Raw genomic sequence first — 14202 nt, 5'->3', positions numbered from 1 at the left:
CGGAGACGTCGGGATGTCACGGACGGAGCTGGCGTCCGTTCTTGTCGCGGACCTTGCCGGTGAGCATGAGGATGCCGTCGATCAGCGGCCAGATGCCCCCGATACCGCAGGTGAGCCACGTGACGGCGATCTGCGCGACCGCCGTGCCCGGCTGGTCGAGGTAGAAGCGTCCGGCACCGAAGGCGCCGAGCAGGATCCCCAGCACACCTGCGGTGACCTTGCTCTTGTCGGAGTACGGCTCGCCGGTGTAGGGATCGCGTCCGAAGGGCGCTGCGGCGTCGTGACCGTACGGGTTCGACGGGTCGGGGTAGCCGTAGGCGGGCATCACCCCGTAGCCGGGCGGCGGACCGTATCCCTGTCCGCTCTGCGGAGGCGGACCGTAACCCTGCCCGCCCTGCGGAGGCGGACCGTAACCCTGCCCGCCCTGCGGAGGCGGACCGTAACCCTGCCCGCCCTGCGGAGGCGGACCGTAACCCGGCTGCTGCGTTCCCTGCGGACCGGTGTACCGGCCCTGCGACGGGTCCTGCTGCGGGGACCCGATCGGGTAGTGCGGGTCGGGTGTCCCGTAGACCGGTCCGGTGCCGGTCTCGGGCCGGCCCTGATGCTCGCCGTAGGGGTAGTCGCCCGGGGACGGATAGTCGGACTCGTGCTCGGCCGGCGGCGGGTAGCTGGGCGTGGTCCCCCAGCCCGGTCCGTTGCCGACACCCGAGTAGGTGTCCCATCCCGGTCCCGGAGTGCCGGTGGCGCCACCGAGGGAGTCGAGTGTGGGCGGTTGAGCGGACAACGAGGCCTGCGCGGTGGCGTCGTAGTCGAACGCGCGTCCGAGATCGGGCGGCGGGGTGTGCTCGCTCTCCGAGGACCGCTCCGGCGTGTCGGCGCCGGAGGCGGACTCGCTCCGCTTCGTCAGGTCGGGCTGGGCAGGCTCCGTCTTGTCGGGCTCCGGCTTGGCAGGCTCCGAATCGGATGCTCCCGAAGCTTCCGGGTCCTGTCTGGTCACGGGTGATCCCCTTTGCTGTCTCCGGACGTCGCTTCGTCGACTCTACCGGCGGCGGACGACGAGCTGTCCGACTCCGCATCCGCCGACTCCGAAGTGGGCGCGGCCTCGTCTGCGGCCGCCCCGCCCTCGTCCTGTGCGGCCGGCTCTGCGTCCGCGTTCCCGGCGACCGGATTCAGCGTCGCAGGGTCCTCGCGGCCCTTACGTGCGAGGACGAAGTAGGCGACCGCAAGCACGAATACGATGCCCGAGGTGAACGAGTTGATCCGGATACCGGCGATCTGGGTCGCCGCATCGGTGCGCATCAGCTCGATCCAGAACCGGCCCGCGCAGTACCCGGCGACGTAGAGGGCGAACAGGCGTCCGTGACCGATCGTGAACTTTCGGTCGACGAACACCAACAGCAGCACGACGGCGAGGTTCCACAGCAGCTCGTAGAGGAAGGTCGGGTGCACGACGAAGGCCACCTCGCCGGTGGACACGCCGTCGACCAGCCCGGGCGCGACCTGACCTGCGTCGTTGCGCCGTTCGTAGATCTCGAGTCCCCACGCCACCGTGGTCTCGCGACCGTAGAGTTCCTGGTTGAACCAGTTGCCGAGGCGTCCGATGGCCTGCGCCAGCAGGATCGCCGGGGCGAGGGCGTCCCCGAAGGCCGGCAGCGGGATCCCCCGCCGACGGCACCCGATCCACGCACCGAGCGCACCGAAAGCGACCGCACCCCAGATGCCGAGGCCGCCCTCCCAGATCTTCAGGGCGTCGACCGGGTCGTTGCCGTCTCCGAAGTACTTCTGCCAGTCGGTGGCCACGTGGTAGAGCCGCCCACCGATCAGACCGAAGGGCACCGCCCACACGGCGATGTCGAGGACGGTGCCGGCCTGTCCGCCGCGTGCGACCCAGCGGCGGTCGCCCCACCAGATCGCCACGACGATCCCGACGATGATGCACAGGGCGTAGGCGCGGAGGGCGAACGGTCCGAGATACCAGACGCCCTGCGGCGGACTCGGCAGATAGGCCAGAACAGACGCAGTGGATGTCACGAGTGCACGTTAGCGGAGCGAACGCCCTTCGCGAGATCCCGAGTCAGTGCGAGCAACGCGTCGGGCCCTTCGGCGACGGCGGAGACCAGCGCCGAACCGACGATCACGCCGTCGGCGTAGCCCGCGATCTCCGCGGCCTGGGCACCGTTGCGCACACCGAGACCGACACCGACCGGGATGTCGGAGTGCGTGCGCACCCGGGCGACGATCTCCGGCGCGCGGTTGTCGACGCTGTCGCGGGCGCCGGTGACACCCATGGTCGAGGTGGCGTAGACGAAGCCGCGGCACTTGTCGAGGGTGGTCGCGAGGCGCTCGTTGGTCGACGACGGTGCGACCAGGAAGATCCTGCCGAGTCCGTACTTGTCGGCCGCGGCGATCCATTCTTCCGCCTCGTCCGGGACGAGGTCGGGCGTGATGATGCCGAGTCCACCCGCGGCCGCGAGGTCGCGCGCGAAGTTCTCGACGCCGTACTTGAGCACGAGGTTCCAGTAGGTCATCACGACCGCGGCGCCGCCGGCGGCGGTGATCGCCTCGACGGCCGGGAAGACGTCGCGGACCCGGACGCCGTTGGCGATCGCTTCGAACGCCGCGTTCTGGATGGTGGTGCCGTCCATGACCGGGTCGCTGTAGGGGATGCCGACCTCGATGAGATCGCAGCCGCCCTCGACGAGCGTCTTCATCGCCTCGACGGAGCGCTCGACGGTGGGATAGCCGACCGGCAGGTAACCGACCAGTGCGGCGCGGTTCTCGGCGCGGCAGGTCGCGAAGATCTCGGTCAGGCGTTCGTGCGGGGCGCTCACTGGGCTGCTCCTTCGGGGCCGGTCCGGTCGGCGGACTCGTCGGTCGGCAGGTAACCGAACCACTTGGCGGCGGTGTCGACGTCCTTGTCCCCGCGGCCGGAGAGGTTGACCAGGACGATGGCGCCCATGCCGAGTTCGGGGCCGAGTTCGACGGCACCGGCGACGGCGTGGGCCGACTCGATAGCGGGGATGATGCCCTCGGTGCGGCACAGCAACGCGAAGGCCTCCATGGCCTCACTGTCGGTGACGGCGCGGTACTCGGCCCGGCCGGTGTCGGCGAGCCAGGCGTGTTCGGGGCCGACGCCGGGATAGTCGAGACCGGCGGAGATCGAATGCGATTCGATGGTCTGGCCGTCCTCGTTCTGCAACAGGTACGAGAACGCGCCGTGCAGGGCACCGTGAGTGCCGCCGCCGATGGTGGCGGCGTGCCGTCCGGTCTCCACCCCGTCTCCCCCGGCCTCGCAGCCGACGAGCTTGACGGACGGGTCGTCGATGAACGGGTGGAAGATGCCGATCGCGTTCGATCCGCCGCCGACGCAGGCGACGACGGCGTCGGGCAGGCGACCGGTGAGTTCGCGGATCTGTGCGCGGGCCTCGAGGCCGATGATGCGCTGGAAGTCGCGGACCATCGCCGGGAAGGGGTGCGGGCCGGCGGCGGTGCCGAAGCAGTAGTAGGTGTTGTCGGCGTTGGTGACCCAGTCGCGCATCGCCTCGTTGATCGCGTCCTTGAGGGTGCGCGAGCCGGTCTTGGCGGCGATGACCTCGGAGCCGAGCAGACGCATGCGCGCGACGTTGAGGGCCTGCCGTTCGGTGTCGACCTCGCCCATGTAGACGCGGCATTCGAGACCGAGCAGCGCGCATGCGGTGGCGGTGGCGACGCCGTGCTGGCCGGCGCCGGTCTCGGCGATCACGCGGGTCTTGCCCATGCGCTTGGCGAGCAGCACCTGCCCGAGCACGTTGTTGATCTTGTGCGAGCCGGTGTGGTTGAGATCCTCGCGCTTGAGGAAGATGCGCGCTCCGCCGGCGTGTTCGCTCAGGCGGGTGGCCTCGTAGACCGGGGACGGGCGGCCGGTGTAGTCGCGCTGCAGGCGGTCGAGTTCGGCCAGGAAGCCGGGATCGACGCGCTCCTTCTCGTAGGCAGCGGTGACCTCCTCGATCACCGCCATGAGCGCCTCGGGCACATAGCGGCCACCGAAGACTCCGAAATGGCCGCGGACGTCGGGTTCGTGCGCGGTCGGAGTGGCGAGAGCTTCGCTCATCGAGGGAAGCCCTCGGCCCTTGGCGGAAAGTGCGGAATCGTCTGCAGTCACGCGTCCAGTCTGCCCCACCACGCGACGCGGATCACGTGGGGGTCCGGACCTGCCGGGACGGTCAGCGTGCGGGCTTGGGGCACGACGGATGCGTGCCTACCGTCACCAGTTCGGCGACTGCCTGGCGCGGATCCCCACTGGTCACCAGTCCCTCTCCGACGAGCACCGCGTCGGCACCCGCGCCCGCGTACGCGAGCAGATCGGCCGGGCCGCGAACACCCGACTCGGCGATCTTGAGCACGTTGCTGGGCAGGCCCGGCGCGATGCGCGAGAAGGTCGTCTTGTCGACCTCGAGGGTCTTGAGGTTGCGGGCGTTGATCCCGATGACGGTGGCGCCCGCCTCGAGGGCACGGTCGGCCTCCTCCTCGGTGTGCGCCTCGACCAGCGCGGTCATGCCGAGCGACTCGACGCGGTCGATCAGCGCCGTCAGGACGGTCTGCTCGAGGGCCGCGACGATGAGGAGCACGATGTCGGCGCCGTGTGCCCGCGCCTCGTGGATCTGGTAGGGACCGACCACGAAATCCTTGCGCAGTACGGGAATACGGACAGCGCGACGGACGGCGTCGAGGTCGGCGAGACTGCCGTGGAATCGGCGTTCCTCGGTGAGAACGCTGATGGCGCGAGCGCCTCCGGACTCGTACGCTGCTGCGAGTTCGGCGGGATCGGCGATGTCGGCGAGAGCACCCTTCGAGGGGCTGGCACGCTTCACTTCGGCGATGACCGCGATGCCCGGTTCGCGCAGCGCGGCCTTGGCGTCGATCGGTGGGGGCGCGGCTGCGGCGGCAGCCTTGACGGACGCGAGATCGAGGGCCGCCTCACGGGCGGCGACGTCTGCTCGCACTCCTTCGAGAATCGAATCGAGAACTGTCATCGTGGCTCGAGTCCTTTCCCACCCTGCTCAATCCCGATGTGATCAAGCTCATCGGATCTGTCTAGAAGAGTAGTGAAGTGGTTTACAGCGGTCACCGGCGGGTGCCCGTATCACCCTCGCCACCGTCGTCGGTGGGATCCTCACCTGCGTCCAGTGCGTCCCACAGACCGCGTTCGGACAGGGGTTCATCGTTCTCGGCGCGCCGGGCGGCCGCCTCGCGACGTGCTGCCGGGGCGTCGTACTTCGACGACAGTCCGGCCGCCTCGCGCGGGGTGCGCCACAGCGTCACCGCCGCGGCGAGGGCCGCGACGGCGCCGACGATCGCAAGGACGGCGGGCAACGGATAGGTCTCGACGGCGGTCACGGTCGCGCGGTCGGGCAGCGCAGCGACACCGGCCGCGGTCTCGGGGTCTGCGTCGCCGGTGAGCAACCGGACGGCGGGGATCGCGGCGGCGACGGCGACGGCCGCGACCACGAGCGAGACGAGACGCAGCGCGAGTCCGCGCACCGCGAAGACGGCGGCGACCGCCGCGAGCAGCACGAGAGCGAGCGGGGTCAGTGCCGCCGCCCAGCGGCCACCCTCGAGGTCGTCGACGCGGTCGATCCCGAGTCCGTCGGACGAGACCGCGGTGACCCATGCCATTCGGCTCGACGCCCAGAACAGGGCCGCACCGACCCCGAGCAGCAGGGCGGCGATGACGGTCGGCCGGCGCCGGCGTCCGGTGGTGGGGCCGGCGTCCGGCGTCTCCGCGGTCACCGTGCGTCACCGCCGTAGGTGGTGAGGGTGGACGCGGCGGCCACGGCGGCGAGGGCGGACATGGCCTTGTTGCGGGCCTCGGTGTCCTCGGCCTCCGGGTCGGAGTCGGCGACGATGCCGGCACCCGCCTGCACGTAGGCGACGCCGTCCTTGACGAGCGCGGAGCGGATGGCGATGGCGGTGTCGGCGTCGCCTGCGAAATCGAGATAGCCGACGATGCCGCCGTAGATGCCGCGGCGGGTGGGTTCGAGTTCCTCGATCAGTTCCATCGCGCGCACCTTCGGCGCCCCCGACAGGGTCCCGGCGGGGAAACACGCCGTGACGGCGTCGAGGGCGTGTTTGCCCTCCGCGAGTCGCCCGGTGACCGTGGAGACGAGGTGCATCACGTGGCTGTACCGCTCGATGTGGCGGTAGTCGTGCACCTCGACGGTGCCCGGCGTGCACACCCGGCCGAGGTCGTTGCGGCCGAGATCGACGAGCATGAGGTGCTCGGCGTTCTCCTTCTCGTCGTGGACGAGGTCCTTCTCGAGCAGGATGTCCTCCTCCTCGTTCGCGCCGCGCCACCGGGTCCCTGCGATGGGATGGGTGGTGGCCATCCCGTCCGAAACCGTCACGAGCGCCTCCGGGCTCGATCCGACGATCGAGAAGGCCGTCTCACCGTCCGGGCCGGGGATGTGGAGCAGAAACATGTACGGGCTGGGGTTGGACGCGCGGAGCATCCGGTAGACGTCGATCGGCTCTGCGTCGCAGTCGATCTCGAAGCGCTGCGAGAGCACCACCTGGAAGGCCTCACCGGCCTCGATGTCGCCGATCAGTTTGCGGACGTCCGTGCAGAACGACTCGGTGGTGCGCTGGCGGCGGTAGTCGGGTTCGGGCCGCGAGTAGGTCGCGACGGTGGCCGGTGCGGGCGCGGCGAGGGCCGCGGTCATCCGGTCGAGGCGGGCGACGGCGTCGTCGTAGGCTTCGTCGACGCGCTCGTCGGAGCCGTCCCAGTTCACGGCGTTGGCGATGAGCCAGATCATGCCCTCGTGGTGGTCGACGGCCGCGAGGTCGGTGGCCAGCAGCATCACCATTTCGGGGATCTGCAGATCGTCCTCGGCGAGCGTCGGCAGCTTCTCGAGATGGCGGACGACGTCGTAGCCGAGATAACCGACCATGCCGCTGGTCAGGGGCGGCAGTCCGTGGATGCGGTCGGTGTGGAGCAACTGGAGGGTCTCGCCGAGGACGTCTACGGGGTTGCCACCCGTGGGCGCGCCGGCCGGGACGTTGCCGTACCAGGCAGCGTCGCCATCGACGACGGTCAGTGCGGCCGGGCTCCCGGCGCCGATGAACGACCACCGCGACCACGACCGGCCGTTCTCCGCCGACTCGAGCAGGAAGGTTCCGGGGCGGTCGGCCGCGAGCTTGCGGTAGGCCGACAGCGGGGTCTCCGCGTCCGCGAGCACCTTGCGGGTCACCGGGACCACGCGGTGCTCGGCGGCCAGCTGGCGGAACTGCTCGCGGGTGGTCGTCGAATCGGAACGGCCGCCACCCGAGGAGTCGGTGGTGGCTGCGGGAATGGTGGTGGGCTCGCCGGACATGCGCCCCATCATCCCAGGGACCTCGTCCGGCTCTGCAGCCGCCGTCAGGCGACCTGGAACGAGCGCTTGGCCAGGCCCATCCAGAAGCCGTCGACGACCTGGTCGATGCCGCGGCCGGGGGCGTCGGAGGCACCGAGGGTGACGAACAGCGGAGCGAAGTGCTCGACCGACGGATGCGCGTAGGGCATGCCCGGTGCGCGGTGCCGGAAGTCCAGCAGAGCGTCGACGTCGCCGCGCGCGAGTTGCTCGGCGGTCCAGTGGTCGAACTCCGACGACCAGCCCGGCGCGGCGGCCTCGGGCCGCGGGTCGCGCAGGAAGGGCAGACCGTGCGTGGTGAACCCGGACCCGATGATGAGTACGCCCTGCTCACGCAGCGGACGCAGCCGGGCGCCGAGGTGCAACAGCCGTTCCGGGTCGAGGGTGGGCAGGGAGATCTGCAGCACCGGGATGTCGGCGTCCGGGTACATGACGGTCAGCGGTACGTAGGCACCGTGGTCGAGTCCTCGGTTCGGCTGCTGCACCACCGGTTCGTCGTCGGGCATCAGTGCCGCGACCTGCCGGGCCAGTTCGGGCGCGCCGGGGCTGGTGTAGGTCACCTCGTAGAAGCGGCGCGGGAAGCCGCCGAAGTCGTACACGAGCGGGGTGCCGGTGATCGTCGACCCGATGGTCAGCGGAGCGGATTCCCAGTGCGCCGAGACCACGAGGATCGCTGTGGGTCGCGGCAGGTCGGCCGCCCAACGCTGCAGCTGCGAGACCCACAGTTCGCTGTCGACGAGCGGCGGGGCGCCGTGACTGAGGAACAGGGCGGGCGTGGTCGCGGAATCGATGGTCATGACATCCCCTCAAGTTGAAGCTTCAAGTATCATAGAGGAGAACCCGTCGCGCGGCCATTCCCATTCCCCGACCGGGTGCGACAGCGAAACCGAACGAGCGAGGAGCAGGCATGAGCAACGAGGACCCGCAGTGGCTCGATCCGGCGCAGCAGAACGCCTGGCGGGCGCTCGTCTCCGTCGTCACGCGACTGCCGGCCGCGCTCGACACCCAGATGCAACGCGACTCCGACATGACGCACTTCGAGTACTTCGTCCTCGCACTGCTCTCCGAGAACCCCGAGCGTCGACTGCGTCTCAACGCCCTCGCCGCCGAGGCCAACGCGTCGCTGTCGCGGCTCTCGCACGTCGTCACGCGCCTCGAGAAGCGCGGCTGGATTCGACGCGAACCCGTTCCGGGCAGTCGCGGTTCGTACGCAGTGCTCACCGATGCCGGCTACGACACAGTAGTCGAAGCGGCACCGAGCCACGTGAAGGCGGTGCGCAGGCTCGTGTTCGACGGCCTCGACGACAACCAGGTCCGCGAGCTCGCGCGTCTCGGTTCCGTTCTAGTCGAGCAGATCGACGAGGGGATCGCCGGCGGTATCGGCAAGGCCTGAGCCGTCCCACCGTCACGTGGTGGGGCGGCTCCTCGGTACGTCCCGGAACGACATGTTCGGGTCGTGGCTGCGCTCGTCCCGGACGGCACCGCTCGCGTCGGTGACCTCGTAACCGAGGGTGTTCAGCCGAGGGGAGTTCCACCCACACCCCAGTTCTCGCGGGGCACCTCGGTGATCGTCACCCACACCGACGACGGATTCTTGCCCGAGGCCTCGGCGTACGCGCGGGTCACTGCGGAGATCACCTCGGCCTTCTGCTCGTCGGACAGGCCCGGCGTCTGGCTGATCTGGATGAGAGGCATGCGGGCATTGTCGCAGCCCGCCGCACGACCCGCCGATCGGTCCCGGCTATTCGGCGATCTGCGGCGTTTCGAGCAGGACGTCGGTGTCGAAGCAGGTGTGCGTGCCGGTGTGGCAGGCGGCACCGACCTGGTCGACGACCAGCAACACCGTGTCGCCGTCGCAGTCGAGGCGCACCTCGTGCACGTACTGGGTGTGCCCGGACGTCTCGCCCTTGACCCAGTACTGCTGCCGCGACCGCGAGTAGTAGGTGGCCTTACGGGTCGCCAGGGTGCGGGCGAGCGCCTCGTCGTCCATCCACGCCATCATCAGCACGGCGCCGGTGGCCCGCTCCTGCACGACGGCGGCGAACAGACCGTCGTCGTTGCGCTTCAGCCGGGCGGCGATCGCCGGATTCAGGATGTCGCTGCTCATCGAACCGTGATCCCTTCCGCACGCATCGCGTCCTTGACCTCGCCGATCGTCAGCTCCCGGAAGTGGAAGACGCTCGCGGCGAGCACCGCGTCGGCACCGGCCTGCACGGCGGGCGCGAAATGCTCGACGGCTCCGGCGCCCCCGGAGGCGATGACGGGCACGTGCACGGCCCCGCGCACGGCCTCGATCATCTTCAGGTCGAATCCGTTCTTCGTGCCGTCGGCGTCCATCGAGTTGAGCAGGATCTCGCCGACGCCGAGTTCCTCGCCGCGCCGGGCCCACTCGACCGCGTCGATCCCCGTACCGCGGCGGCCGCCGTGCGTGGTGACCTCCCAGCCGCTCGGCGTCGGTTCCTGACCGGCGGGCACGGTGCGCGCGTCGACCGACAGCACGATGCACTGCGAGCCGAAGCGCTCGGACATCTCGCGCAGCACCTCGGGCCGGGCAATGGCCGCGGTGTTCACCGAAACCTTGTCGGCGCCGGCACGCAACAGACGGTCGACGTCCTCGACGGTGCGGACGCCACCTCCCACGGTGAGCGGGATGAACACCTGCTCGGCGGTGCGCGTGACGACGTCGAGCATGGTGCCGCGGTCACCGCTCGACGCGGTGACGTCGAGGAAGGTCAGTTCGTCGGCGCCCTGTTCGTTGTAGAGGGCGGCGAGCTCGACCGGATCACCCGCATCGCGCAGGTTCTCGAAGTTGACACCCTTGACCACCCGCCCCGCGTCCACGTCGAGGCACGGGATGACCCGCACGGCCAGCGTCATGTTCGATCTCCTTCGGAACCCAACTGCTCGGCCACGGACCGTTCCGTCGCCGACTGCACAATCTTCAGTATCTCGCCGTGTACTCCGGGCGCTGCAGCGACCACCGATCCGGACCCGATCCGCCAGGGCCGGCCCGCAAAGTCGGTGGCGATGCCACCGGCGGCCCGCACGAGTGCGACACCAGCGGCGTTGTCCCAGGGGTGGTGGCCGAACACGACGGCACCGCCGATCGCGCCTCCCGCGGTGAACGCGAGGTCGGCGCCGGTGGAGCCGTGCATCCGCAGCCGGGCGACGCGCCGGCTCAGCTCGGTGATGACGGCGAGACGCCGGGTGCCGGGTACCCGACCGCGACTGTCGATGTCGAAACTGCCGACCGCGATCATCACGTCCTCGAGCCGCGCCGGCTGCAGCGGTGCGGTGGGCTCGCCGTTCACGAGCAGCGGCCCGTCGGCGATTCCCGCGAAGCGCTGATTCGTCAGCGGCAGCCACGTGAGGCCGAGGATCGGTTCGCCGTCCTCGACGAGAGCGAGGAGGATCCCGGCCATCGGCAGCCCGGCGGAGTAGTTGATGGTGCCGTCGATCGGGTCGAGCAACCAGACGGTGCCCTCCCCCGCGGACGGGCCGCCGAACTCCTCACCGTGCACGGGGATACCGGTGCGCTCTGCGAGGGCACCGGAGATCCGCCGCTCGAGTTCGAGATCGAGATCGGTCGCGAAGTCGTTCGGTCCCTTGTCGACGGAGCGCGGCGCACCGTGCCCGGCGACGAACCGTTCCGCGACCTCGTCGAGTACACCGCTCGCGACGGCGAGCAGCCGGTTCAGGTCTGCGGGATCGGCCATGGGTCAGCGCGAGACGGCGTCGAGCGCCTCGGTCAACGTGAATCGGCCTGCGTAGAGCGCCTTTCCGATGATGGCGCCTTCGACGCCCTCCTCGGTGAGCGTCGCGATGGCACGCAGGTCGTCGACGGTCGAGACGCCGCCGGAGGCGACGACCGGAGAGTCGGTGGCCGCGCACACCTCGCGGAGCAGGTCGAGGTTGGGGCCGGAGAGGGTGCCGTCCTTGGTGACGTCGGTGACGACGTAGCGCGAGCAGCCGTCGCGTTCGAGGCGCTCGAGCACCTCCCACAGGTCGCCGCCGTCGGAGACCCAGCCGCGGCCGCGCAGTCGCCACTGGCCGTCGAGGAGCTTGACGTCGAGGCCCACGGCGATGCGGTCGCCGAACTCGCCGATGACGCGCGAGCACCACTCGGGATTCTCGATCGCGGCGGTGCCGAGGTTGACGCGGGCGCAGCCGGTCGCGAGGGCGGCGGCGAGGGTCTCGTCGTCGCGGATGCCGCCCGACAGCTCGACCTTCACGTCGAGTTCGCCGATGACCTCGGCGAGGAGGGCGCGGTTGTCGCCGCGACCGAACGCCGCGTCGAGGTCGACCATGTGCACCCATTCGGCGCCGGCGTTCTGCCATTCGAGGGCGGCGTCGCGGGGCGAACCGTAGCCGGTCTCGCTGCCCGCCTCTCCCTGAACGAGGCGAACTGCTTCACCGTTGACGACGTCGACTGCGGGCAAAAGGACCAGGCTCACTGCGTACACATTAGTGCCTGTACCTGTGACATCGCCAAACGCGTGGCCGGGGCGCCGGGAAAGCGCCGCGCGTCATGCCGACCGTGCTGCGTCGAGGGCCCGGCAGGTCGGGGTCGGACGGCCGGTGTACTCGTCGACGGACCCCTCGTACAGCACGGTTCCGCCGTGCCGTCCAGGTCCCGGCCCGAGGTCGACGATGTGGTCGGCGTGCCGGATCACGTCGAGGTGGTGTTCGATGACGACGACGGTGTGCCCTCGGTCGACGAGGTCGTCGAAGACGCACAGGAGGGTGCCGACGTCCTCGGCGTGCAGGCCGGTGGTCGGCTCGTCGAGGACGTAGAGGGTCGGCGTCTTCGCTCGTCCGAGTTCCTTGGCGATCTTCACCCGTTGACACTCGCCACCGGAGAGCGTGTCGAGCGACTGTCCGAGGCGGAGGTAGTCGAGGCCCACCCCGGCGAGCGCACTCAGTCGGTGCGCGATCTCCGCGTGCGGCAGTTCCTCGATGGCGCGACCGACGGTGAGGTCGTCGACATCGGCGATCGACAGGCCGTTCACGGTGTGCCCGAGCACCTCGGCGGTGAACCGGCGGCCGTGGCAGGTGTCGCAGACGACCTCGCGTCCGTCCATGAAGGCGAGGTCGATGTACACGACACCGGCCCCCGTGCAGGTCGGGCACGCACCCGCCGAGTTCGCGCTGAACAGGCTCGCCGGCACACCGTTGTGTTCGGCGAACATCCGCCGCAGGGTGGGTGCGATGCCGGCGTAGGTGATCGGGGTGGAGCGGCGATTGGTGCTCACCGGCCGCTGGTCGATCACCGTGGCGTCGTACTGATCGACGAGTTCGGCTGCGAGACTGGACTTTCCCGAACCAGCGACCCCGGTGAATACGGTGAGCACGCCGGTGGGGATCCGCACCGTCAGGTCGCGGAGGTTGTTGCGACACGCATCGGCGATCGTGAGACGACCGGTCGCCTCGCGGGCGGGGTGACCGCGGCCGATGTCGCGCCGCAGCGATCGGCCGGTGGGAGTGTCGGCCGTTCGGAGCCGGTCGAAAGTGCCCTGGAAGACGAGGCGACCACCGGACGAGCCCGCACCGGGACCGATCTCGATCACCTGGTCGGCCCGGGCCATCACGCTCGGGTCGTGTTCGACGACGAGGACGGTGTTGCCGCTGTCGCGGAGCCGTTCGAGGAGGTCGATCATCGTCTCCATGTCGGCGGGATGCAGACCGACCGTCGGTTCGTCGACGACATAGGTCATCTCCGTCAGGCTCGACCCGAGGTGCCGGACCAACTTGATCCGTTGCGATTCGCCGCCCGAGAGCGTGGTGGTCGCCCGGGCGAGCGCGAGATAGCCGAGGCCGATCGTCACCATCGCCTCGAGACGGCCCACCAGTGCGGACACCACAGGTGCGGCGCGCGAGTCGTCGATCGTGCGCACGAATTCGAGCAGCTCGATGATCTCGAGGCGGGACAGCTCCCCGATCGTGCGGCCGCGAAGGGTGACCGCCCGCGCGGCCGCGTTCAGCCGTTCTCCGGCGCAGTCCGGGCACGTCTCGGCGCGGGTGAAACGTCGGATGACGTCCTGTTTGCGTTCGGAGAGGTTGTCGGAGGTGTGCAGGTGGATGCGCTCGAACCTCTCGACGACGCCCTCGTATCCGTCCGGCGGTTTGTGGCCCAGCGCCGCTGCGGCCTCGCCGCCGTAGAGCAGTGCCTCCCGCTCGGCGGGCTTCCACTCGCGCAGGGGTGTGTCCGCGTCGAAGGAACCGATGTCGGCGTACTGGGAGTACCAGTACCCACCGTTGCCGAAGCCGGGCACCAGGATCGCGCCCTCGGCGAGGGACCTGTCGAGATCGAGGAACCGCTCGACGGCACTGACGACGATCTCGCCGAGCCCGGAGCAGGTCGGGCACATCCCGGTGGGGTCGTTGAACGAGAAGCGGTTCGACTCCCCGAGGACGGGTGTGCCCACACGGGAATACAGCAGCCGCAGATAGGTCCAGGTGTCGGTGATGGTGCCGACCGTCGAGCGGGCGTTGCCGCCGAGGCGGCGCTGGTCGACGACGATCACCGGCGTCAGACCGTCGATGTGGTCGACGTCGGGTCGTGTCCACTTCGGCAACCGATTGCGCGTGAACGGCGGGTACGTCTCGTTGAGCTGGTAGCCGGCCTCCGCGGCGATCGTGTCGAAGACGAGCGACGACTTCCCGGAGCCGGACACCCCGACGATCACCACGAGCCGGTTGCGCGGAACGGTCAGATCGACGTCGGCCAGGTTGTGGGTGCGGACGCGACGGATCGTGATGGCGCGGCCTCGCACTGCCGCCTCGGTGGTCGTGACGGTGGTGGTCATGGATTCGACGC

General features: G+C 69.9%; 15 protein-coding genes. 1 reads left to right on the top strand and 14 read right to left on the bottom strand.

Annotation, left to right across the window (positions count from 1 at the left end; translation table 11 throughout):
• Nucleotides 1–16: 16 nt before the first annotated feature.
• From BLV31_RS12405 to BLV31_RS12370, 8 genes are all read right to left on the bottom strand, one after another.
• Entirely contained in the window at nucleotides 17–997 is a 981-nt protein-coding gene (locus tag BLV31_RS12405; RefSeq protein ID WP_072740438.1) for a TM2 domain-containing protein, read from the bottom strand.
• Nucleotides 994–2031: a prolipoprotein diacylglyceryl transferase gene (lgt, locus tag BLV31_RS12400; RefSeq protein ID WP_064062089.1), complete on the bottom strand. Its 1038-nt coding sequence runs from the start codon at nucleotides 2029–2031 to the stop codon at nucleotides 994–996. The genes BLV31_RS12405 and lgt overlap by 4 nt, the downstream gene beginning before the upstream one ends.
• Nucleotides 2028–2831, bottom strand: a complete 804-nt coding sequence (trpA, locus tag BLV31_RS12395) for a tryptophan synthase subunit alpha (RefSeq protein WP_006554059.1) — start codon at nucleotides 2829–2831, stop codon at nucleotides 2028–2030. The genes lgt and trpA overlap by 4 nt, the downstream gene beginning before the upstream one ends.
• On the bottom strand, nucleotides 2828–4090 hold the full coding sequence (gene trpB / locus BLV31_RS12390; RefSeq protein WP_064062088.1) for a tryptophan synthase subunit beta: 1263 nt from the start codon (nucleotides 4088–4090) through the stop codon (nucleotides 2828–2830). The genes trpA and trpB overlap by 4 nt, the downstream gene beginning before the upstream one ends.
• A gap of 112 nt (nucleotides 4091–4202) precedes the next feature.
• Entirely contained in the window at nucleotides 4203–5012 is an 810-nt protein-coding gene (trpC, locus tag BLV31_RS12385) for an indole-3-glycerol phosphate synthase TrpC (RefSeq protein WP_016696041.1), read from the bottom strand.
• A 91-nt stretch (nucleotides 5013–5103) separates the two neighbouring features.
• Nucleotides 5104–5769, bottom strand: coding sequence for a TIGR02234 family membrane protein (locus BLV31_RS12380; RefSeq protein ID WP_064062087.1), 666 nt, complete (start codon nucleotides 5767–5769; stop codon nucleotides 5104–5106).
• On the bottom strand, nucleotides 5766–7349 hold the full coding sequence (locus BLV31_RS12375) for an anthranilate synthase component I (protein WP_175538126.1): 1584 nt from the start codon (nucleotides 7347–7349) through the stop codon (nucleotides 5766–5768). Before BLV31_RS12375 ends, BLV31_RS12380 begins: the two co-directional genes overlap by 4 nt.
• Nucleotides 7350–7393: 44 nt before the next feature.
• Complete coding sequence (locus tag BLV31_RS12370) at nucleotides 7394–8182, bottom strand: dioxygenase family protein (RefSeq protein WP_024101209.1); 789 nt, start codon at nucleotides 8180–8182, stop codon at nucleotides 7394–7396.
• Between the two features lie 110 nt (nucleotides 8183–8292).
• Between BLV31_RS12370 and BLV31_RS12365 the strand changes: the two genes are divergently transcribed.
• Nucleotides 8293–8778, top strand: coding sequence for a MarR family winged helix-turn-helix transcriptional regulator (locus tag BLV31_RS12365; RefSeq protein ID WP_064062085.1), 486 nt, complete (start codon nucleotides 8293–8295; stop codon nucleotides 8776–8778).
• Nucleotides 8779–8900: 122 nt separating this feature from the next.
• On the opposite strand, the gene BLV31_RS12360 is transcribed toward BLV31_RS12365, so the two are convergent.
• The 6 genes from BLV31_RS12360 to BLV31_RS12335 all read right to left on the bottom strand — a co-directional run bounded on the left by BLV31_RS12360 (nucleotide 8901) and on the right by BLV31_RS12335 (nucleotide 14191).
• Nucleotides 8901–9080, bottom strand: coding sequence for a tautomerase family protein (locus BLV31_RS12360; RefSeq protein WP_016935788.1), 180 nt, complete (start codon nucleotides 9078–9080; stop codon nucleotides 8901–8903).
• 46 nt (nucleotides 9081–9126) lie between these two features.
• The gene (gene hisI, locus BLV31_RS12355) at nucleotides 9127–9492 is read right to left on the bottom strand and encodes a phosphoribosyl-AMP cyclohydrolase (protein WP_016935787.1); all 366 of its coding nucleotides are present in this window, start codon (nucleotides 9490–9492) and stop codon (nucleotides 9127–9129) included.
• Nucleotides 9489–10262 carry an imidazole glycerol phosphate synthase subunit HisF gene (gene hisF, locus BLV31_RS12350; protein WP_006554068.1) on the bottom strand — a complete coding sequence of 258 codons (774 nt, stop codon included), beginning with the start codon at nucleotides 10260–10262 and terminating at the stop codon, nucleotides 9489–9491. Before hisF ends, hisI begins: the two co-directional genes overlap by 4 nt.
• Complete coding sequence (locus tag BLV31_RS12345; protein ID WP_064062084.1) at nucleotides 10259–11101, bottom strand: inositol monophosphatase family protein; 843 nt, start codon at nucleotides 11099–11101, stop codon at nucleotides 10259–10261. The genes hisF and BLV31_RS12345 overlap by 4 nt, the downstream gene beginning before the upstream one ends.
• A gap of 3 nt (nucleotides 11102–11104) precedes the next feature.
• Nucleotides 11105–11839, bottom strand: coding sequence for a bifunctional 1-(5-phosphoribosyl)-5-((5-phosphoribosylamino)methylideneamino)imidazole-4-carboxamide isomerase/phosphoribosylanthranilate isomerase PriA (gene priA / locus BLV31_RS12340; protein ID WP_064062083.1), 735 nt, complete (start codon nucleotides 11837–11839; stop codon nucleotides 11105–11107).
• 72 nt (nucleotides 11840–11911) lie between these two features.
• Nucleotides 11912–14191 (bottom strand): ATP-binding cassette domain-containing protein, encoded by a 2280-nt coding sequence (locus BLV31_RS12335; protein ID WP_064062082.1) that lies wholly within the window; start codon nucleotides 14189–14191, stop codon nucleotides 11912–11914.
• Nucleotides 14192–14202: the final 11 nt, after the last annotated feature.

Origin of the sequence: Rhodococcus pyridinivorans (assembly GCF_900105195.1) — a bacterium.
In the GTDB taxonomy this organism is placed as follows: domain Bacteria; phylum Actinomycetota; class Actinomycetes; order Mycobacteriales; family Mycobacteriaceae; genus Rhodococcus; species Rhodococcus pyridinivorans.
The sequence above is the reverse complement of the archived record's forward strand: the minus strand, read 5'-3'. Positions and strand labels throughout refer to the sequence as shown.

What these genes read in the sequence shown, in the direction of transcription:
- trpB (WP_064062088.1), bottom strand. Translation starts at nt 4,090, where the DNA reads ATGAGCGAAGCTCTCGCCACTCCGACCGCGCACGAACCCGACGTCCGC.
- trpC (WP_016696041.1), bottom strand. Translation starts at nt 5,012, where the DNA reads ATGACAGTTCTCGATTCGATTCTCGAAGGAGTGCGAGCAGACGTCGCC.
- BLV31_RS12375 (WP_175538126.1), bottom strand. Translation starts at nt 7,349, where the DNA reads ATGTCCGGCGAGCCCACCACCATTCCCGCAGCCACCACCGACTCCTCG.
- BLV31_RS12370 (WP_024101209.1), bottom strand. Translation starts at nt 8,182, where the DNA reads ATGACCATCGATTCCGCGACCACGCCCGCCCTGTTCCTCAGTCACGGC.
- BLV31_RS12365 (WP_064062085.1), top strand. Translation starts at nt 8,293, where the DNA reads ATGAGCAACGAGGACCCGCAGTGGCTCGATCCGGCGCAGCAGAACGCC.
- BLV31_RS12360 (WP_016935788.1), bottom strand. Translation starts at nt 9,080, where the DNA reads ATGCCTCTCATCCAGATCAGCCAGACGCCGGGCCTGTCCGACGAGCAG.
- hisI (WP_016935787.1), bottom strand. Translation starts at nt 9,492, where the DNA reads ATGAGCAGCGACATCCTGAATCCGGCGATCGCCGCCCGGCTGAAGCGC.
- hisF (WP_006554068.1), bottom strand. Translation starts at nt 10,262, where the DNA reads ATGACGCTGGCCGTGCGGGTCATCCCGTGCCTCGACGTGGACGCGGGG.
- BLV31_RS12345 (WP_064062084.1), bottom strand. Translation starts at nt 11,101, where the DNA reads ATGGCCGATCCCGCAGACCTGAACCGGCTGCTCGCCGTCGCGAGCGGT.
- BLV31_RS12335 (WP_064062082.1), bottom strand. Translation starts at nt 14,191, where the DNA reads ATGACCACCACCGTCACGACCACCGAGGCGGCAGTGCGAGGCCGCGCC.